The following is an 18,514-nucleotide window of genomic DNA, read 5'->3' as shown; positions in this document are numbered from 1 at the left end:
TCAAGCCCATGGAGGCCGTGGATATCGCGCTGTGCCTGGCCATGGATGTCTCCGCCAGCGTGGATTTCACCGAATTCGGCCTGATGGCGGGCGGCACCGCGACGGCGTTCCGGGACCCGGCCATCCTGGCCGCCGCCACCGCCGGCCCGCGCGGCGCGGCGGCGGTGGCGCTGCTGCTGTGGTCCGGCCCTGGCGCGCAGGATCTGGCGGTGGGCTGGATGCGGATTGCGGATGCTGCCTCGGCCAATGCGCTGGCTGACGCCATCGAGAACACGCCCCGCATGCCGCAGCCCGGCGCGACCGCGCTGGGGGAGGGGATGGCGGCGGGCCTCGCCGTGCTGGCCCGCGCACCGGGGGACCCGACGCGGCTGGTGCTCGATGTTTCGGGCGATGGGCGGCACAATGCGGGGCGCCCGCCCGGGCCGGTGCGGGACCTGGCGGTGGCGGCGGGGCTGACGGTGAACGGCCTGGCCCTGCTGAATGAGGAGCCGGATCTGCTGGAGCACTATGTGACCGAGGTGGTGGGCGGCCCCGGGTCCTTCGCCATGCCCTGCGCCGACTATATCGATTTCGCCGATGCCATCCTGCGGAAGCTGCGGCGGGAATTGCTGGGCGACACGCTGGTGGTATAGCCAGGGGTGCAACCCTGACGGTGAACCCCATGCTGCTGCTGATTCCCGGCCCCGTGCAGACCCGCCCCGAGGTCCGCGCCTGCATGGCCGAGGATATCGCCCCCTGGGACGAGGATTTCCGCGACGAATACGCCGCCATGCGGCCGCGCATCGTGAAGATCGCCGGCGGGGTGGAGGGCCAGCATGTGTCGCTGCCACTGCCCGGCTGCGGCCACATGATCATCGAGGCCGCGATCCGCACCTTCGTCCCCGCCGGCGCCAAGCTGCTGGTGGTGCGCAATGGCGGCTATGCGGACCGTCTGGCGCGGCTGGCGGAAAGCGCGGGCCGGGTGGTGGTGGCGCTCGACGGGCCGGATGATGCGCCGATGCCGCCGGAGCGTCTGGCCCAGGCGCTGGCCGAGAACCCCGATTGCGGCCATGTCGCGCTGGTGGTCAGCGAGACGGGCACAGGCATCGTCAATGATCCGAATATCCTGGGTCCGGTCATCGCCGCGGCGGGGCGGCGGATGATCTGCGATGCCGTCTCCGGCTTCGGCGCGCTGCCCTTCAGCCTGGCGGCGCATCCGGAATGCGATGTTGTGGTCTTCACCTCCAACAAATGCCTCGAAGGCCTGCCGGGCTTCGGCTTCGCGGTGGCGCCGATCGCAAGGCTGGAAGCCTGCCGCGGTCAGGCCGGGTCCTGGGTGATGGATTTGGCGGATGTGTATGACCACGCGCTGAAGAATGGCTGGGGCAGCTTTCGCTTCACCCCGGCGGTGCAGGCGCTGCGGGCCTTTGGCAAGGCGATGGAGATCTATGAGGCGGAAGGTGGGCAGCCGGCTCGCTTCGCGCGCTACAGCCGCAACCGGGATGTGATGTATGCGGGCCTCAAGGCGTTGGGCTTCACGCCCTATGTCGCGCCGGAACACCAGGGGCCGATCATCGTCAATGTGTATCAGCCGGTGGACCCGAACTGGAACCTCGATATCTTCCAGCGGAAGATGAAGGCGCGCGGCGTGATCCTGTCCGACTTCTCCTCCACCAAAAAGCCGTCCATGCGATTCGGCTGCATCGGCGCGATCGGGGAGGAGGATATCCGCTTCGCGCTGAAACAGGCGGAGGCGGTGCTGCGGGAGATGGGCGTCGGCACGCGCGCCGCAGCCTAGGCTTTCTTCTTTTTCTTCGCCGCCGCCGTGCCGGTCCTGTGGCCGGCGGTGGCGAGGTCCGCAAGACGCTGGGGCAGCGCGGCGCGAATCGCCGGGCGTTCCTCCTTCTCCTTCTTCCAGAGCTTTTTCTCGGGCTTCAGCATGCCGCAGCCGAAGCACCAGCCGGTGTCTTCGTCATAGCGGCAGATATCGATGCAGGGACTGGCCATGGCGCGCAGATGGGGCGCGCCGGCGCCAGGGGGAAGGGCATGGCTGCCCCGCCCCCTCATCACATCAGAAGCGGTAGCGGATGCTGGTGCCGATGATCCATGGGTCGAGTTCAGCCCCGGCCCGCACGGCACCCTGGTTCACGCTGACATCCGGGCGCAGCCACAGGCGCTTCACGTCGAAATTCGCCAGCAGGTTTGGCGAGATCTCGTAGTCCACACCGGCATTCACCGCGACGCCCCAGGCATTCTCCACATCGACGCTGTTGATGCCGGCGCTGCGGCCGCCGCCTTCGCCGTAGAACACCGTGTAGTTCAGCCCGACGCCGAGATAGGGGCTGAAACGGCTGGCCGGCAGCGGGTGGTATTGCAGCGTCACGGTCGGCGGTAGCGCCCAGACGCGGCCGAGATCGATGTTGCCGCCCGCCAGGTTGCGCACGGAGACATCATGGCGCGAGGTCGCGGCAATCACGTTCACCGCGAAATTCGGCGTCATGAAATAGGTGAGGTCGAGCTGCGGGGTTGCCGTCGCGCTCGCATGCGGCTCGCCGCCGATGGTGGTGTTGCCGCCATTGGAGGGCAGCACGCCGATGAGGCCGACACCGAGGACGATATCGCCCGCCAGCTTGCCGCGCACATCCTGCGCCACCGCCGGCATCGCCGCGACCACACCCACCAGGGCCGCTGCGCAGATCTTCCGAATCATAGCCAATAGCCTTTCTCTGCGGCGCGCCCTGTGCGCGGCCGCGGGGACGTTCTGGTCCCGGCCTTCTCACCGATCCTTGATGCAGGTCATGCGGTTTGCATCATTCCGCGCGGATGTCGGCGCGGCACCACCAAACAATTTCTGACTGTTGGAAGCTGCGCCTGGCCGCTGACCAGAACGACGAACGCATGCAGCCGGGCTGCGTTCGGAACGGATACGGCAGGGAGGAAGGCATGGCGCTGCGCCAGGCAGGCTGGATCACGCTCTATCTGATATTGGTGCTGACTCCCCAGGCGTTGCTGTTCCTGGGCGAGGTGCCGCCGGGGCGGGATTTCTGGTGGAACTTCTCCATGGCGCTCGGCTTCGCCGGCATGGCGATGATGGGCGTGCAGTTTGCCCTGACCGCGCGCATCCGCCCGATGACCGCGCCCTTCGGCGTCGACATCATCTACCTGTTCCATCGCTATCTGGCCTGGTTCGCGCTGCTCATCGTCGCCGCGCATTTCGGCATCCTGTGGCTGTGGTACGAGGAAAGCCTCGGCCCAACCATCAACCCCTTCGAGGCGGATTGGGAACTGACGGCGGGGCGCGCGGCGCTGGTACTGTTCGGCCTGGCTGTCGTCACCTCCGAATGGCGGAAGCTGCTGCGGCTGGAATACGGGCTGTGGCGCTACCTGCATGTGGTGCTGGCGACGCTGGGCTTCGGCGCCGCGGTCGCGCATATCATCGGCATCGGCTACTTCACCGCGTCACCGATGAACCGGACGCTGTGGCTGGTGGCGACGCTGTCCTGGCTGCTGCTGCTGGTCTGGCTGCGGCTGGTGAAGCCGATGAACCAGAAGCGGCAGCCCTGGCGGGTGGTGGAGGTGCGGCCCGGCCGCAACGATGTCTGGACCATCGCCATCGAGCCCGATGGCCATGCCGGCCTGGACCGCTTCCTGCCCGGGCAATTCGCCTGGTTGACGCTGCGCAATTCGCCCTTCGGCCTGCGCGAGCATCCGTTCACCATCGCCTCGGCGCCCGAATCCCTGCCGCGGCTGGAATTCGGCATCAAGGAACTGGGCGACTTCACCGGCCGGATCGGCGAGGTCCGCCCCGGCGACCCGGCCTGGATCGACGCGCCCTTCGGCATCTTCTCCATCGACCGGCAACCGGATGCGGAGGGCATCGTCGGAGTTGTCGGCGGCATCGGCATCACGCCGATGCTGAGCATGCTGCGCAGCCTGGCCGCGCGCGGCGACCGGCGACCGATCTGGCTGTTCTACGGCAATAAGGGCTGGGACGACGTGGCGTTCCGGGAGGAGCTGGAGGCGCTGTCCGCACGGCTCGACCTGCATCTGGTCCACATCCTGGAGGACCCGCCGGAAGGCTGGCAGGGCGAGGCGGGCTTCGTGACGCGGGAGGTTCTGGAGCGGCACCTGCCACCCGAGCCGCGCCCGCACCTGCACTGCTTCCTGTGCGGCCCGACGCCGATGACCGCGGCGGCGGAACAGGCGCTGCTGGGCCTGGGCGTGCCACCAGTGCGAATCCAGACCGAAATCTTCGACTTCGCTTGAGAAGGATGACCGATGCGCCGCAGCCTTGCCCTCCGCCTCGCCCTGCTGACCGGCCTGCTCGTGCTGCTGATGGCGCTCGGCTTCGCGTTGCTGCGCTGAAACGCAGGGCGTGGCTTGCCCCCACCGGAATGTCCCGATAAGCGCGGAGGGATCGCAGGGAGCAAGCACAAGCATGGCCACCGACCTCGACATCGCCCGCGCGGCGACTTTGCAGCCGATCGCGGAAATCGCGACGCGGGCCGGCATCCCCGATGCGGCGCTGGAGCCCTACGGCAAGTACAAGGCGAAGATCGGTACGGCCTTCGTGGCGGAAGCTTCGGCTCGCCCCCCCGGCGCGCTGGTGCTGGTCACCGGCATCAGCCCGACCCCGGCCGGGGAGGGCAAGACCACCACCACCATCGGCCTGGGCGATGCGCTGAACGCGCTTGGCACCAAGACCATGATCTGCCTGCGCGAACCCTCACTCGGCCCGTGCTTTGGTGTCAAAGGCGGGGCAACGGGTGGCGGCTATGCCCAGGTGCTGCCGATGGAGGACATCAACCTCCATTTCACCGGCGATTTCCACGCCATCACCAGCGCCAACAACCTGCTGTCGGCCATGGTGGACAACCACCTGTACTGGGGGAACGAACTGGGGCTGGACCCCCGCCGCATCTCCTGGCGCCGCGCCATGGACATGAACGACCGCAACCTGCGCGACTGCGTCGTCGGCATGGGCGGGGCCAGCCAGGGCGTGGTGCGAGAGGATGGGTTCGACATCACCGTGGCCTCCGAAGTCATGGCCGTGTTCTGCCTGGCGAAGGACCTGGCCGATTTGCAGGACCGGCTGGGCCGCATGATCGTCGGCCGCCGGCGGGACGGCACGGCGGTGACGGCACGCGACATCAAGGCGGATGGCGCCATGGCGGCGCTGCTGCGGGACGCGCTGTCGCCCAACCTGGTGCAGTCCATCGCGGGCAGCCCCGCGCTGGTGCATGGCGGGCCGTTCGCCAACATCGCGCATGGCTGCAACAGCGTGGTCGCGACCCGGCTCGGCCTCGGGCTGGCCGATGTGGTGGTGACGGAGGCTGGCTTCGGCGCGGATCTGGGCGCCGAGAAATTCCTCGACATCAAGTGCCGCCTGGCCGGGCTGAACCCAGCCGCCTGCGTCATCGTCGCCACCGTGCGCGCACTGAAGATGCATGGCGGCGTGGCGAAATCCGATCTGGGGCGGGAGGATGTGGTGGCGGTGGAACGCGGCGTCGCCAACCTCGCGCGCCATGTCGAGAACATGCACAAATTCGGCTTGCCCGTGGTGGTGGCGCTGAACCGCTTCAACAGCGACACCCCGGCCGAGATTGCCGCCGTGCAGCAGGCCATGGCGCGGCTGGATACGCGGGCGATTCTCTGCACCCATTGGTCGGATGGCGCGGCAGGGGCCGAGGAACTGGCCAAGGCGGTCCAGGCCCGCATCGCGGCCGGTGCCGCGCGGTTCCAGCCGCTGTACCCGGATGCGATGAAGCTGACGGACAAGCTGCGGACCATCGCGCAGCAGATCTATCGGGCGAAGGACGTGGCAATTCCGGCCACCGCCGCCCAGAAGCTGGCGCGGTGGGAGGCGGAGGGCTTTGGCCACCTGCCGGTCTGTGTCGCCAAAACCCAGTATTCCTTCAGCGCCGACCCCACCGCGCTCGGCGCGCCGGTGGACCATACGCTGCCGGTGCGCGACGTGCGGCTTTCAGCCGGCGCCGGCTTCGTCGTGGCGGTGTGCGGGGAGATCATGACCATGCCCGGCCTGCCGCGGCGCCCGGCGGCGGAGACCATCGGGCTGGATGCCGAGGGCCGGATCGAGGGGCTGTTCTGATCTTACGGCCCGGTCGCGCCGCGGCGCGCGGCCGGGCCGGCGCGGTCGACCTTCCGTGCGGCCGGAAGGATGGCGCTCTGCGTCAGTGGGTCTCGCGCACCAGGCGCAGCAGGGCCTCGGGCACCGGCTCCGCCAGGGCGCTGTCATAGCGGCGGGCGAGTTCATCCTGAAGCCACCGATCGAAGGCGGCACCGCCGGGCGGCGGAAGCTGGGGCCGGGCAGGGGGGTGCTGGTACAGGTGCATGCAGTGCAAGCGCAGCCGGGGCCCTGGGGTTCCGCGCTGCCGGTCAGGGGGGCGATCGCCGCCCGCGCTGCGCGCCATCCAGGATGAACTCCGCCATCGCCTTTGCCAAGCAGTCATGCAGGCGATCCGCCAGCGCCACCCGTTGCGCGGCCGGCGCGCGTTCCAGGTCCAGCTTCTCCGTTTCCACCCAGTGCCGCATGATCGCCCAGCGGCTGAATAGCTGGGCGCCGCTGGCGGTGGCGGAAACCTGCAGCCAGTTGCGGTAGCTTTCCACATCCGCATTGGCGCGCAGGAAGCGGGAGAATTGCGGGTCCATCAGCACCACATCCGTGCGCTCACCGCGCACCGCGCGTAGCCGGGCCACGGCATTCTGCACCGTCTCCGCCATCTCCTCCACCGGAAGGCCGCGTGCGGCCTCCACCGTGCCGAGTTGCCAGATGACGAGGTGCGGCCGCAGTCGCGGGCCCTGTTCGGCGAGGATGCGGGCATGGTCGGCGGCGGTGGTGCCGCGCCGGCCGAACACCTCCACCGTCACGGCCACCGGCGCGACCCGGTCGGCCAGCACGGCACCCAACCGCTCCGGCCAGGTTGCCGCGCGGCCGGATGTGCCGCCTGCCTGGGTGGAGGCGCTGCCCACCACCAGGATGCGGAGGTCGGTATGCGACAGGGCGGCGAAGACGCCGGCCATCGGCGCGGCTTCCATCGCCTCCGCCGGTGCGCCGCAGGCCACCTCCGCGGCCCGTGCCGGGACCCAGGCGAGCGCACCGGCCAGGGCGAGCAGGGGCAGCAATGCTTGGGGCATGCGGGACATGGTGCTCATGGCGTAACGATACCCGGCGCGGCGGGCAAGGGGGGCTTGCGCGCCCGCTTGCCCTCACCGCCATACCAGGCGGAGACCACGGCGACTGCGATCAGCGCCGCGAGGCCCATCAGGTTCACCAACACATGCCCGGCGAGGCCCGAGGCCATTTCCAGTGCCAGCCGGCCGAGGAAGGACAGGAAGATGCCGGCGCAGAACACCGCCAGGCCCTGCTGCCCCATCAGCACGAACATTGCCGGCACCGGCCGCGAAAACCAGGGCGCCTGCCGCGGGATCAGATGCGCCACCAGCCAGCCGAGCAGCAGGACGGAGGCCAGTCGCGCCGGGTGCAGCCCGGCCTTGTCCACGGTCGCGATGGCCGATGCCAGCCATTCCGGTGCGTACAGCCCGAAGCCCGGCCCGTGCCAGGCCAGGTTCAGCGCCACGGCGCAGGCCAGCAGCAGCAAACCCGCCAGCACCGCCAGCCCCCGGTTCCAGGGCAGCCGCCGCGCCAGCGCCGCCGGATCGGCGCGACCCAGCACCACGCCGATGGCGAACAGAAGCTGCCAGGCGAAGGGGTTGAAGAACCAGCCGCCGCCGGTCCAGCTCGGCAGGTTGAAGCCACTGACGCGGATGGCGGCATACAGCGCAACCGACAGGCCCAGCAGCCAGGCCGGGTGCCGGATCAGCGGCAGGGTCAGCGCGAACAATCCGAGCACCACGATGTACAGCGGCAGGATATCGAGGAAGGCGGGCTGGTAGTGCAGCAGCAGTGCCTGCAGCAGCGCGCGATAGGGCTCCTGGCCGAAGGGGTCGAGATGCAGCTCGTCCAGATAGGCCGCCTGGTCTAGCGCGGCGGCGGAGAAGCCGACCTGGGCCGCGAAGACCACGAACAGGAAGATGTGCGCCACATACAGCGTGCCCATGCGGCCGACGATGCGGGCCGCGGCGGTCGGCCAGCCATCGCGTTCCAGCATGCGGCCATAGGCGATGCCGGCGGCATAGCCCGCCAGCAGCACGAAGACCTCCGTCGCATCGCAGAAGGCCACGTTGCGCAGGGTGCCGTGAGCCAGCAGATTGCCCGGCGTGTGGGTGATGAAGATGAACCACAGCGCCAGGCCACGCAGGAAATCCACCCGGATGTCACGCGAGGAAGGGGCGGGGGTGGAGGCGGAGGGGGAAGACATGCGCAGACAGCATCGCGGAAGGGCAGGGCTTGGCGCAAGCATCGGCTGACGACCTGCTGCAGGAAGGGGCGGCACGGCACCAGCGCGGCGATCTGGCGCTGGCGGAGCGGCTGTACCGCCGCGTGCTGAAGCTGCGCCCGGGGGACGGCAATGCGCTGAACCTGCTGGGTGTTGCCGCCCGCCAGCGCGGTGACCTTGCATTCGCATTGGCGCTGTCCGCCCAGGCCCTGGCGGTGCAGCCGGACAGCCCGGTGTTCCTGGCCAATCGCGGCGCCACCCTGGCCGAGGCCGGACAGCTCGAGGCCGCCGTCGAGGCCCTGCGCGCGGCGCTGGCCCGCCGCCCGGCGGATGCGACGGCGTTGCGGAACCTCGGCCAGGCGCTGTGCGCGCTGGGCCAGGCCGCGGCGGCCATCGCCCCGCTGCAACAGGCCGTGCAGATGGCGCCACAGGCGCCGGAACCCTGGCTCGCCCTGGCCCATGCGTTGCGGGAGGCCGGGCAGGATGGCGCGGAGGATGCGGCGCGGCGTGTGCTGGCGCTGCCCGGCCTGCCACCGGCACTCGCCGCGCAGGCGCGTTTCCTGCTGGCGGCGCTGGGGGCGGAGGCGGCGCCGGACCGTGCGCCAGCGGCCTATGTGCGCGACCTGTTCGACCAATACGCGCCGCGCTTCGACGCCGATCTGCAGGACCGGCTGCACTACCGCACGCCCGAATTGCTGGCGGCGCTGCTGGCGCAGGCAGGGATTCCGGCGGATGGCGGGCACCGGGTGCTGGACCTGGGCTGCGGCACCGGGCTTTCGGGACTGGCGCTGAAGCCCTGGGCGCGGCGGCTGGAGGGTCTGGACCTGTCGCCCCGCATGCTGGCGGAAGCCCGCCGCCGCGGGCTGTACGATGCGCTGCACGAGGCCGATCTGGTCGATTTCCTCGCCGCGCGGCGGGCCGGGTTCGATCTGGTCGCGGCGGTGGATGTGCTGAACTACCTGGGCGACCTCGCCCCTGCCCTGGCCGGCATCGCCGGCGCGCTGGCGCCGGGCGGCGTGGCGGCTTTCAGCATCGAGGCCGGGCAGGGCGCCCCCTTCGCGCTGGGGGAGGGGCTGCGCTACCGGCACGACCCCGCCCATGTCCTGGGGTTGGCCACCGCCGCGGGGCTTGTACTGGCGGCGCGGCAGGATGCGCCGCTGCGGGAGGAGAAGGGCACGCCGGTGGCCGGCGTGCTGCTGGTGCTACGCCGCCTGTAGCCCGCGCGCGAGCGCCCGCAAATCCAGCGCGGCGGTGCAGCCGGGGTGGCGGGTCAGCAACGGGGTCTGGTGGCGGATGGACTCCGGCACCTTCGCATCCCGCCGCACAACGCCCGCCAGCGGCAGGTCGCGCGCCAGGAAGCGGCGCACCGCGGCAGCAAGTGTCGCATGGGTGCGCTGGCCGCTGGCCACCGTGCCGGCCAGGTTCACCACCAGCCGCGCATCGCCCTGCGGCGCATCCTGCGCATGCAGCTTCAACACGGCATAGGCATCGGTGAGGCTGGTCGGTTCCTCCGTCGCCACCACCAGCAGCACATCGGCCAGCGCGGCCAGGCGGCGCTGCGGCGCCTCCACCCCCGCGCCGAGATCGACCACCACATCCTCGAACCGCGCGGCCAGGCGCCGTGGCAAGGCCAGCGCCGCATCCAGCTCCGCCCCCGCCAGCCCGGCCAGCGCCCCGCTGCCGGACCGCCCGGCCAACAGATGAAACCCTGCCGGCAGCGCCTGCGTCGCCTCCGCCACCGCCACGCCGCCCAGCACCGCGCCGAGGTCCCGCCTGGGGTTCAGGCCGAGCTGCACATCCGCATTGGCCAGCCCGAGATCCGCATCCATCAGCACCACCCGGCGGCCCTGTTCGGCCAGCGCATGCGCCAGAGTGATGGACAGCCAGGTCTTGCCGACGCCGCCCTTGCCGGAGGCGACGGCGATGATCCGTCCTGTCATGTTCTCTCCTGCCTCACGGGGGTCGCGAGGCGGTGCGCCAGCCCCTCCGGCGTCAAGGGTTCCAGCCCGCCCGAGGCATCCGGCCCGGTGCCGGCCTCGGTCAGCGGCAGGCCCACCGCGGCGGCGGCCAGCACGCTGCCGAGCCTGCGTGCACTGTCGAGGCGCGTCGGCAGCAGATGCCGGCAGCCGAGCAGGCGGAAGGCGCCCGCGGTTTCCGCCGCCTCATCCGGGTCCAGCCCGGCGGGTAGCACCAGCACGCAGGCGCCCTTCGCCACCTCCAGCATCGCCGCCAGGAAACGGGCGCTGGCGGGGTCGAAGGGGTCGCAGCCGGGCAAATCCACCAGCACCGGCTGCCCGGTGCTGCGCCGCGCCAGCGCCTTGCCCAGCGCGGCGGGGCCATTGGCGATGGCCAGCGGCAGGTCCAGCACGCGGGCGAAGGCGGCAAGCTGTTCGGCAGCGCCGGCCTTGCGGCCATCGGCGGAGACCAGCAGCGGCGGCGTGCCGGCCAGCACCAGGCGGGTGGCGAGCTTGGCCGTGGTCAGCGTCTTGCCCGCGCCCGGCGGGCCGGCCAGCAGCAGTGGCGCCGGGCCGAGCGGCAGGCGGGCGAAGCCGAGCACGCTCTCCAGCGCCGCCGCCAGCCGCCCCTCCGCCAGCCGATGCGCCAGCGCCGGCGGCACGTTGTGGCGCGCAAGGTCGGGCGGGATGGCCCGATGACTGGGCACCGCACCCGGTGCGATCATCAGTGGCTCATCATCCTGGTCCTGCGCCGCCGTCACCTCCACCCCGCCGGCGATGCGGCGGGTGGAAAGCAGTACGGCATCCTCGCCCAACTCGGCACGCAACTGTGCCATGGCGTCGGACATGCGCGCCGCGCGGATGACCCGTAGTTTCACTGAACCGTGCCGATCGTGCGGATGCGGGCCCGCGCATGAATCTCGTTATGCGCCAGCACGCTGGTGGCCGGGCGGAAACGCTCGACCACGGCGCGGACATGGGCGCGGATGCTGCCGGAGCAGACCAGCACCGCAGGTTCGCCCTGGCTGCTCGCCGCATCGAAGGCGCCGCGCAGCGCCGTCATGAAGGAGGACAGCTTCGAGGGTGCCATGGCGAGCTGTTTTTCCTCGCCCGGGCCGACCAGCGCCTCGGCGAAGGCCTGTTCCCATTCGCCCGAGAGGGCGATGATCGGCACATAGCCCTGCGGCCCGCGCGCCGCATCGCTGATCTGCCGCGCGAGGCGCATCCGCACCATGGCCAGGATCGGGCTGAGCGTGCGTGCGCCGCTGGCCGCGGCTTCCTGCATGCCTTCCAGGATGGTCGGCAGGTCACGAATGGAAACCCGCTCCGCCAGCAGCGCCTGCAACAGCCGCTGCACCGTGCCGATGCTGGCCTGCGCCGGCACGAGGTCTGCCACCAGGCGCTTATGCTCCGGCGGCATCTCGTCCAGCAGCTTCTGGGTTTCCGCGAAGGACAGCATCTCGGGCATGTTTTCGCGGGTGACTTCCGTCAGATGCGTCGCCAGCACGCCGGCGGCATCCACCACGGTGCAGCCAAGGGCTAGCGCTTCCTCGCGCCGGAATTCCTCGATCCAGGCGGCGGGCAGGCCGAAGGTGGGCTCCTGCACACGCTCCCCGGGCAAGGCGGGCGGGTTGCCGGAGGGGTCGATCGCGAGGTGCAGCGGCGGCTTCAGCGAACCGCGCCCGGCCTCGATCTCCTTCACCCGGATGACGTAGGTGTCCGCTGGCAGTTGCAGATTGTCCTGGATGCGGACGCTGGGCAGCACGAAGCCCAGCTCCTGCGCCGTGGTCTTGCGCAGCGTGCGGATCTGTTCGGACAGGCGCGGCGCATCGCCGGCGGCGAGGCTCAGCAGGCCGTAACCCAGCTCCAGCCGCAGCAGGTCCATCTTCAGCGCATCACTGGCCGGCGGTTCGCCCGGCGGTGGCGGCGGGGCCTCCGCCACGGCGCGCCGGGCGCGCGCGGCGAGGTCCTGGAGATGCGCGCCGTAAAGGGCGGCACCTGCCAAGGCGAGGAACGGGATTAGCGGCATGCCAGGCAGCAGCCCCATCACCACCGCGGCCCCGCCTGCCAGCCGCAGCGGCTTGGCCCCGCCGAGTTGCAGCAACAGCGCCTGGTCCGCACGGCCCTCGACGCCGCCCTTGGTCACGACGATGCCGGCGGCCAGCGAAACCAGCAGCGCCGGAATCTGGCCCACCAGCCCATCGCCCACCGTCAGCATGGAATAGGTGGTGACCGCCTCGCCGAAGGGCAGGCCCTGGCGCATGGTGCCAATGGCGATGCCGGCCAGCAGGTTGATCAGCGTGGTGACGAGGCCGGCGATGGCATCGCCGCGGACGAATTTCGCCGCACCATCCATGGCGCCGTAGAAGCTGCTTTCTTCCTCCAGCTCGCGCCGCCGCAGCCGCGCCTGGTCCTCCGTCAGCAACCCGGCGGACAGATCCGCATCGATCGCCATCTGCTTGCCCGGCATCGCATCCAGGCTGAACCGCGCCGCGACTTCCGCAATGCGGCCCGAACCCTTGGAGACGACCACGAAATTCACCAGCAGCAGGATGGCGAAGACGATGATTCCGACAAGCACATCGCCGCCCATCAGGAATCCGCCAAAGGCGGAGATCACATGCCCCGCGGCGTTCGGCCCCTCATGCCCATTGGTCAGGATGGCGCGGGTGGTGGCGACGTTCAGTGCCAGGCGCAGCAGCGTGGTCAGCAGCAGCACGGTGGGGAAGCTGGTGAAGTCCAGCGGCCGCGTCATGAACAGCGACACCATCAGCACCAGTACGGAGGCGGTGATGGATAGCGCCAGCCCCGTATCCATCAGCCAGGCCGGTAGCGGCACCACCAGCACGGCCACCAGCATGACAACGCCGAGGCCGAGCGCCACGTCACCCGTTGGCCGGGCGCGCAGCAGCCAGGCGGGAATTACCAGGCTTCCCATGCGATCAGACGGCGATCTGCAAAGGCGTCGGCGGCTGGCCCGGAGCCGGCGTCACGGCGATGCCGGCGGTGCGGTACTCACCCAGCTTGTTGCGCAGCGTGCGGATCGAGATACCGAGAATCTCCGCCGCCCGCGTGCGATTGCCGAGACAATGGGAAAGTGTTTCCAGGATCAGCTCCCGCTCCACCTCCTCCACCTTGCGGCCGACCAGGGATGCGACCTGGCCGGGTGGCGCGGCGGTGGGCGTGGCGTTGGCGGTGGCGGGGGTGGCGGCGTGATGCGCCGCGGGCTGTGACAGCTCGATCGCCTCCGGCCCGATCTCATGGCCCTCGGCCAGCAGCACGGCGCGGTGGATGGCGTTCTCCAGCTCGCGCACATTGCCGGGCCAGGAATGCGCCATCAGCCGGTGGCGTGCGAGCGGCGCCAGCATGCGTTCCGGCAGGCCGTTCACCTGCGCGTAGCGGGCGGCGAAATGGTCGGCCAGCGGCAGGATGTCGGAGGGGCGTTCGCGCAGCGGCGGAATCCGCAGCGCCACCACGTTGAGGCGGAAAAACAGATCCTCCCGGAACCGTCCGGCCGCGACTTCGCTGAGCAGGTCCCGATGCGTCGCGGCGATGATCCGCACATCCACCTTGCAGGGCGCGCCACCACCCAGCCGATCGACCTCCCGTTCCTGCAACACGCGCAGAATCTTGGCTTGCAACCGCGGGTCCATCTCGCCGATCTCATCCAGCAGCAGCGTGCCGCCCTCGGCCTGTTCGAACTTGCCCTTGCGCGCGGCCACGGCGCCGCTGAAGGCGCCCTTTTCATGGCCGAACAATTCGGATTCAAGCAGCGTCTCCGGCAGCGCCGCGCAGTTCAGCGCGACGAAGGGGCCGCGTGCGCGCTTGGACAGCGCGTGCAGGTGCCGCGCCATCACTTCCTTGCCGGTGCCGCTTTCGCCGGTGAGCAGGACGGAGGCCTCGGCGCGCGCCACCTGCGCCACGCGCCCCAGCAGCGTCGCCATCGCCGGGTCGCGCGCCAGCGGCGCATCTTGCCGCGGTGCCGCGCCGGCGGCTTCGAGCATGGCGATGATGAGGTCCGCATCCGGCGGCAGCGGCAGGAAATCCCGCGCCCCACCCTCGATCGCGCGCACCGCCGCATCCGCATCCTCGGCGCGGCCGCAGGCAACCACGGGGCAGGCGATGCGCTCGGCGGCCAGCGCCTGCACCAGCCACACCACATCATGCCGCAGATCGACCAGTGCGAGATCGGCGCCTTCCACCCGCAGCCGTTCCAGCCCGGCGCCGACGCCTTCCGCATGGCCCAGCTTCGCCCCGCGCGCGATGGCAACCCGCGCGGCGGCGCCAAGCTCGCCTTCGAGGGAGCCGATGATCAGCAGGCGTGCCATCGCTTCAGCCGCCCCGGTCCGACTTGACAATTTCGGTCATGGTCACGCCGAGCCGGTTGTCATCCACCATCACCACCTCGCCACGCGCGACGAGGCGGTTGTTGACGTAGATGTCCACCGCCTCCCCCAGCTTGCGATCCAGCTCCACCACCGCGCCGCGGCCGAGCTTGAGAAGCTGCGAGACCTGCATGGTGGCGCGGCCGAGCACGGCGCTGACCTGCACCGGAATGTCATAGACCGCATCCAGGTCGCGCGGGCCGCTGCTGCTTGTGCCCTGCTGCGCCTCCGTCGCCGGGACCGCCTCGAAGCCGTCCTGCCCGCTCATGGCGTGTTCTCCCTTTTCGTCGCAAGCCCAGCATTCCGCAGCACTTCGGCCATCGCCTGGCGGCGTGCATCCAGCGAGATCACCAGCGCGCCGTCGCGCCACGCCAGCCGTGCATCGCCGGGCGCGACCGCGGCATCGCCGCGCACTTCCGGCCCGCCGGGCGGCATCCGCGCCGCCGTTGCGGCGGCAAGATCAGGCGCCACATGCAGCACCGCCTCCGGCCGGTCGGCGATGGCGGGCAGCAGCGGCACGACCAGGCGGGGCACGAGATCCGCCCCAAGCCTTTCGGCCGCACCAGGCAGGCCGAAATCCACCGCCTCCATCACGAGTTCCGCCAGCGCCTGCGCGGATTCCGTGGCCACCGCGCGGCCCGCCTCGGCGGCATCGGCCAGCAGCGCGGTCATGCGTTCCAGGGCGCCCTGGATTGCCGCTTCCTGCGCCTTTGCCTGTTCGGCGCGGCCGTCCTTCAACCCCGCCGCATGGCCCGCCTCGCGGCCCTCGGCGAAGCCGGCGGCGCGGGCCTCGGCCAGCAGCACCTCCGGGTCCGGTGGCGGCGGTGGCGGGGGCGGCGGTGGTGCGCCGAGGTCCGGCAGTTGCAACGCGTGCCTCATGCCAGCATCTCGTCGTCGCGCCCATCGGCGATCTGGATCTGGCCCTGCGCCGCCAGATCCTTGGCGATGCCGACGATCTGTGCCTGCGCGTCATCCACCTCACGCAGCTTGACGGGACCCATGCCCGCAAGATCGTCCTTCAGCAGCTTGGAGGCGCGCTCGGACAGGTTGCGGAAGAACATGTCGCGCAGCGTTTCCGACGCGCCCTTCAAGGCGAGGGTCAGCTTGTCCTTCGGCACGGCGCGCAGCAGCACCTGGATGCCCTGCTGGTCCAGCCGCTGCAGGTCGTCGAAGGTGAACATCAGCGCGCGGATCTTCTCCGCACTTTCGCGGGAACGTTCCTCGAGCGCGGACAGGATGCGGCCTTCCGCGGCGCGGTCCAGGTTGTTGAAGATCTCGGCCATGACCTCATGCGCATCGCGGCGCGAACCGCGGGCGAGGTTGGACATGAACTCCATGCGCAGCGTGCGTTCCACGCCCTCCAGCGCTTCCTTCTGCACCGTCTCCATCCGCAACATCCGCATCACCACTTCCATGGCGAAGCCTTCCGGCAGCAGTGCCAGCACGCGCGCCGCATGGTCCGGCCGGACCTTGGACAGCACCACGGACACGGTCTGCGGGTATTCGTTCTTCAGGTAGTTCGCCAGCACCGCCTCATTCACATTGCCCAGCTTGTCCCACATGGTGCGGCCGGCGGGGCCGCGGATTTCCTCCATGATCTGGGCGACGCGCTCCTTCGGCAGCGTCTTCAGCAGCATCCGCTCCGTGCTTTCGTAGGAGCCGACGAGGTGGCCGGCCTGGCCGATTTGGCTGGCGAATTCCGCCACCACCGTTTCCACCGTGCCGGCGCTGACGGAGCCGAGCGCGGCCATCGCCAGCGACAGGTCGCGGATCTCGTCCTCATGCAGGCGGGTGAAGATCTTCGCCGCATGATCCTCGCCGAGTGCAAGCATCAGCGTGGCGGCCTTCTGCGGGCCAGTCAGGGTGCTGCTCATAACGGGTCCGCCGGGGCCAGCCAGCGGCGGATCACGGTCACCGCGGCATCGGGGTTGTTGTCCACCATCTCCGCCAGCGCCGCGAGGGCGGAGGCGCGCATCTGGCCCTCGACACGGGACAGTTTCACCATTGCGTCCTCCTCCTCGGCCGCCGCTTCGCTTTGCTGGATTTGCGGCGTGCCGTTTGGCCCGGCCACCTGGGCGGCACTGGTGATGGTGCCGTTCGCCTGTGCCAGCGCCGCTTCCGCCGCGCTGGTGAAGGTCACGGTGGTGCCGTCCGGCCCGATGCCCACCAGCACCGGCTGTGGTGCCATGGCGAGCAGCAGGCGGTTGGTCACCGGCTTGCCGATCAGCAGGATCGCGGCCAGCGCCACCAGCGCCAGGATGCTGCTTTCGATCAGCCGCCCGATCAGCGAGGGCGGCACCGCCTGGCCCAGAATGCTGAAGCCGTCCGACGCCGTATCCACCAGCGGCGGCTCGGCGAAGCGCAGGCTCACCACCTCCACCTTGTCGCCGCGTTCCTCGTTGAAGCCGACGGCGGAGCGGGCGAGGGACATGATGCGGCCGATCTCATCCGCATTGCGTTCGCGGAAGCGTGGCGGCGCGCCATCCGGCTGCGGTTCCCAGATGCCATCCACCAGCACGGCCAGCGACAGGCGCCTCAGCGCCGGCTGTTCGCGCACCACATTCCGCGTGGTGCGGCCGATCTCGAAATTGGTGGTCTCCTCCTGCCGCTGCTGCTCCGTCCGGCTGCCGCCGGCGGCGGCTTCGGCGCCCGGAAGCTGGTTGGCGACAGTGACGTTGCCGGCCTCCCCGCTGCGGTTGCTCTCGGTGGCGGATTGGGTGCTGCGCGGGACCTGGTTTTCCGGGTCGAAGCGTTCCTCCGTGGTCTGCACACGGTCGAAATCCATCTCGACCGAGGCCTCCGCGCGCACCCGCCCCGGGCCGAGGGTGCGTTCCAGCAATTCCTCCACCGCACGCGCCAGCCGCAGCTCCGTTGCACGGCGCAGCTCCTCCGCCGTCTGCGCGGCGGCGGGGCCGGACAGCGCCTGGCCGCCGCGGGCCATCAGCTCACCGCGGCTGTCGACGATGGAGACCTGCTGCGGGCGCAGGCCGGGCACGGCAGCGGCCACCAGATGCAGCACGGCCTGCACGCCTTCGCGGTCCAGCCGCTGCGATCCCTGCATGGTCAGCACCACGCTGGCCTGCGCCTCCCCACGCTCGCGGGAGAAGGGTTCGCGCCGCGGCAGCACCAGGTGCACGCGGGCCTGACGCACGCCGGACAGGCCGCGAATGGTGCGGGAGAGTTCACCCTCCAGCGCGCGCAGCCGGTTCACATCCTGCTGAAAGGGCGTGGTGGTGAGGCTTTCGCCGCGGTCGAAGATCTCGTAGCCGACGGACCCGCCGCTCGGCAGCCCATCCCGCGCCAGCAGCAGCCGCACGCGGGGCACATCGGCCTCCGGCACCATGATCTGCGCGCCACCGGCGGCCAGGCGATGCGGGATGCGGGCGCGTTCCAGTGCGGCCACCATCTGCCCGGCATCGCGCGGGTCGAGGTCGCCGTACAGCAGGGCCATCGGTGGGTCGGAGGCGCGCATCGCCAGCATCGCCACCAGCCCGAGCACCGCAAGGCCGACACCGACCAGCGCTGCCAGCCGCAGCGGCCCGAGCGCGCGAAGCTGCGCGGTCAGCGCCCCCATGCGCCGCCTCCGCACATTCCTGCCGCGCCCCTCGCGCCATGCCCCGCCGATCGCATCCTGCCATCCCCAGGCCGGATCATGCCGGCTCGGCAGGTTCTGCCGGGTGCGGGGTAACGGCGCGGTTAATGCCGGGAAGATTTGTCGCGAGGGTGGGCTGTGCCTGCGGCGACGTTCAGTCGCCGCAGTTCAGCCTGCGCCCGCCGCGCCCGATGGCGCGTAGCCAGGAGGCCGGAGGCCTCGCCGGCGCTTGAGGCAATGATTTGG

The 18,514-nt window shown here is 70.5% G+C and carries 18 protein-coding genes; 5 read left to right on the top strand and 13 right to left on the bottom strand.

Features of this window, described 5'->3' with window-relative positions; genetic code table 11:
• Positions 1 to 8 precede the first annotated feature (8 nt).
• Complete coding sequence (locus ACFHNC_RS14250) at positions 9 to 632, top strand: DUF1194 domain-containing protein (protein WP_437169891.1); 624 nt, start codon at positions 9 to 11, stop codon at positions 630 to 632.
• A 29-nt stretch (positions 633 to 661) separates the two neighbouring features.
• Entirely contained in the window at positions 662 to 1,777 is a 1,116-nt protein-coding gene (locus tag ACFHNC_RS14245; RefSeq protein WP_437169890.1) for a 2-aminoethylphosphonate--pyruvate transaminase, read from the top strand.
• Here ACFHNC_RS14245 and ACFHNC_RS14240 read toward each other — a convergent pair.
• Positions 1,774 to 1,986, bottom strand: a complete 213-nt coding sequence (locus ACFHNC_RS14240; protein ID WP_437169889.1) for a DUF1289 domain-containing protein — start codon at positions 1,984 to 1,986, stop codon at positions 1,774 to 1,776. The two genes, ACFHNC_RS14245 and ACFHNC_RS14240, sit on opposite strands and share 4 nt — an antisense overlap.
• Before the next feature lie 64 nt (positions 1,987 to 2,050).
• On the bottom strand, positions 2,051 to 2,689 hold the full coding sequence (locus ACFHNC_RS14235; protein WP_437169888.1) for an OmpW/AlkL family protein: 639 nt from the start codon (positions 2,687 to 2,689) through the stop codon (positions 2,051 to 2,053).
• A gap of 233 nt (positions 2,690 to 2,922) precedes the next feature.
• On the opposite strand from ACFHNC_RS14235, the gene ACFHNC_RS14230 reads away from it, so the two are divergent.
• Positions 2,923 to 4,245 carry a ferredoxin reductase family protein gene (locus tag ACFHNC_RS14230; RefSeq protein WP_437169887.1) on the top strand — a complete coding sequence of 441 codons (1,323 nt, stop codon included), beginning with the start codon at positions 2,923 to 2,925 and terminating at the stop codon, positions 4,243 to 4,245.
• Between the two features lie 172 nt (positions 4,246 to 4,417).
• Positions 4,418 to 6,088, top strand: coding sequence for a formate--tetrahydrofolate ligase (locus ACFHNC_RS14225; RefSeq protein ID WP_437169886.1), 1,671 nt, complete (start codon positions 4,418 to 4,420; stop codon positions 6,086 to 6,088).
• Positions 6,089 to 6,170: 82 nt separating this feature from the next.
• Here ACFHNC_RS14225 and ACFHNC_RS14220 read toward each other — a convergent pair whose 3' ends face one another.
• Genes ACFHNC_RS14220 through ACFHNC_RS14210 form a run of 3 tightly spaced genes read right to left on the bottom strand, consistent with a single transcriptional unit; the run spans position 6,171 to position 8,318 of the window.
• Positions 6,171 to 6,332, bottom strand: coding sequence for a hypothetical protein (locus ACFHNC_RS14220; protein ID WP_437169885.1), 162 nt, complete (start codon positions 6,330 to 6,332; stop codon positions 6,171 to 6,173).
• A 43-nt stretch (positions 6,333 to 6,375) separates the two neighbouring features.
• Positions 6,376 to 7,152: an SGNH/GDSL hydrolase family protein gene (locus ACFHNC_RS14215; protein WP_437169884.1), complete on the bottom strand. Its 777-nt coding sequence runs from the start codon at positions 7,150 to 7,152 to the stop codon at positions 6,376 to 6,378.
• Positions 7,149 to 8,318 (bottom strand): OpgC family protein, encoded by a 1,170-nt coding sequence (locus ACFHNC_RS14210; RefSeq protein ID WP_437169883.1) that lies wholly within the window; start codon positions 8,316 to 8,318, stop codon positions 7,149 to 7,151. The genes ACFHNC_RS14215 and ACFHNC_RS14210 overlap by 4 nt, the downstream gene beginning before the upstream one ends.
• Before the next feature lie 29 nt (positions 8,319 to 8,347).
• Here ACFHNC_RS14210 and ACFHNC_RS14205 point away from each other — a divergent pair, with 29 nt between their 5' ends.
• On the top strand, positions 8,348 to 9,553 hold the full coding sequence (locus tag ACFHNC_RS14205; RefSeq protein WP_437169882.1) for a tetratricopeptide repeat protein: 1,206 nt from the start codon (positions 8,348 to 8,350) through the stop codon (positions 9,551 to 9,553).
• Here ACFHNC_RS14205 and ACFHNC_RS14200 read toward each other — a convergent pair.
• Genes ACFHNC_RS14200 through fliF form a run of 8 tightly spaced genes read right to left on the bottom strand, consistent with a single transcriptional unit; the run spans position 9,539 to position 18,250 of the window.
• Positions 9,539 to 10,276, bottom strand: a complete 738-nt coding sequence (locus tag ACFHNC_RS14200; protein ID WP_437169881.1) for a cellulose synthase operon protein YhjQ/BcsQ — start codon at positions 10,274 to 10,276, stop codon at positions 9,539 to 9,541. The genes ACFHNC_RS14205 and ACFHNC_RS14200 overlap by 15 nt on opposite strands.
• Positions 10,273 to 11,169: a GTP-binding protein gene (locus tag ACFHNC_RS14195; RefSeq protein WP_437169880.1), complete on the bottom strand. Its 897-nt coding sequence runs from the start codon at positions 11,167 to 11,169 to the stop codon at positions 10,273 to 10,275. The genes ACFHNC_RS14200 and ACFHNC_RS14195 overlap by 4 nt, the downstream gene beginning before the upstream one ends.
• The gene (gene flhA / locus ACFHNC_RS14190; RefSeq protein WP_437169879.1) at positions 11,166 to 13,229 is read right to left on the bottom strand and encodes a flagellar biosynthesis protein FlhA; all 2,064 of its coding nucleotides are present in this window, start codon (positions 13,227 to 13,229) and stop codon (positions 11,166 to 11,168) included. Before flhA ends, ACFHNC_RS14195 begins: the two co-directional genes overlap by 4 nt.
• Before the next feature lie 4 nt (positions 13,230 to 13,233).
• Positions 13,234 to 14,619 (bottom strand): sigma-54-dependent transcriptional regulator, encoded by a 1,386-nt coding sequence (locus ACFHNC_RS14185; RefSeq protein ID WP_437169878.1) that lies wholly within the window; start codon positions 14,617 to 14,619, stop codon positions 13,234 to 13,236.
• Positions 14,620 to 14,623: 4 nt separating this feature from the next.
• Positions 14,624 to 14,944, bottom strand: a complete 321-nt coding sequence (gene fliN / locus ACFHNC_RS14180) for a flagellar motor switch protein FliN (protein WP_437169877.1) — start codon at positions 14,942 to 14,944, stop codon at positions 14,624 to 14,626.
• Positions 14,941 to 15,555, bottom strand: coding sequence for a hypothetical protein (locus tag ACFHNC_RS14175; RefSeq protein WP_437169876.1), 615 nt, complete (start codon positions 15,553 to 15,555; stop codon positions 14,941 to 14,943). The genes fliN and ACFHNC_RS14175 overlap by 4 nt, the downstream gene beginning before the upstream one ends.
• Entirely contained in the window at positions 15,552 to 16,550 is a 999-nt protein-coding gene (gene fliG / locus ACFHNC_RS14170; protein ID WP_437169875.1) for a flagellar motor switch protein FliG, read from the bottom strand. Before fliG ends, ACFHNC_RS14175 begins: the two co-directional genes overlap by 4 nt.
• Entirely contained in the window at positions 16,547 to 18,250 is a 1,704-nt protein-coding gene (gene fliF, locus ACFHNC_RS14165; RefSeq protein WP_437169874.1) for a flagellar basal-body MS-ring/collar protein FliF, read from the bottom strand. The genes fliG and fliF overlap by 4 nt, the downstream gene beginning before the upstream one ends.
• Positions 18,251 to 18,514 lie beyond the last annotated feature (264 nt).

The organism is Falsiroseomonas sp. E2-1-a4 (genome assembly GCF_051433165.1).
GTDB lineage: Bacteria > Pseudomonadota > Alphaproteobacteria > Acetobacterales > Acetobacteraceae > Falsiroseomonas.
This window is presented reverse-complemented; position numbering and strand designations above follow the sequence as displayed.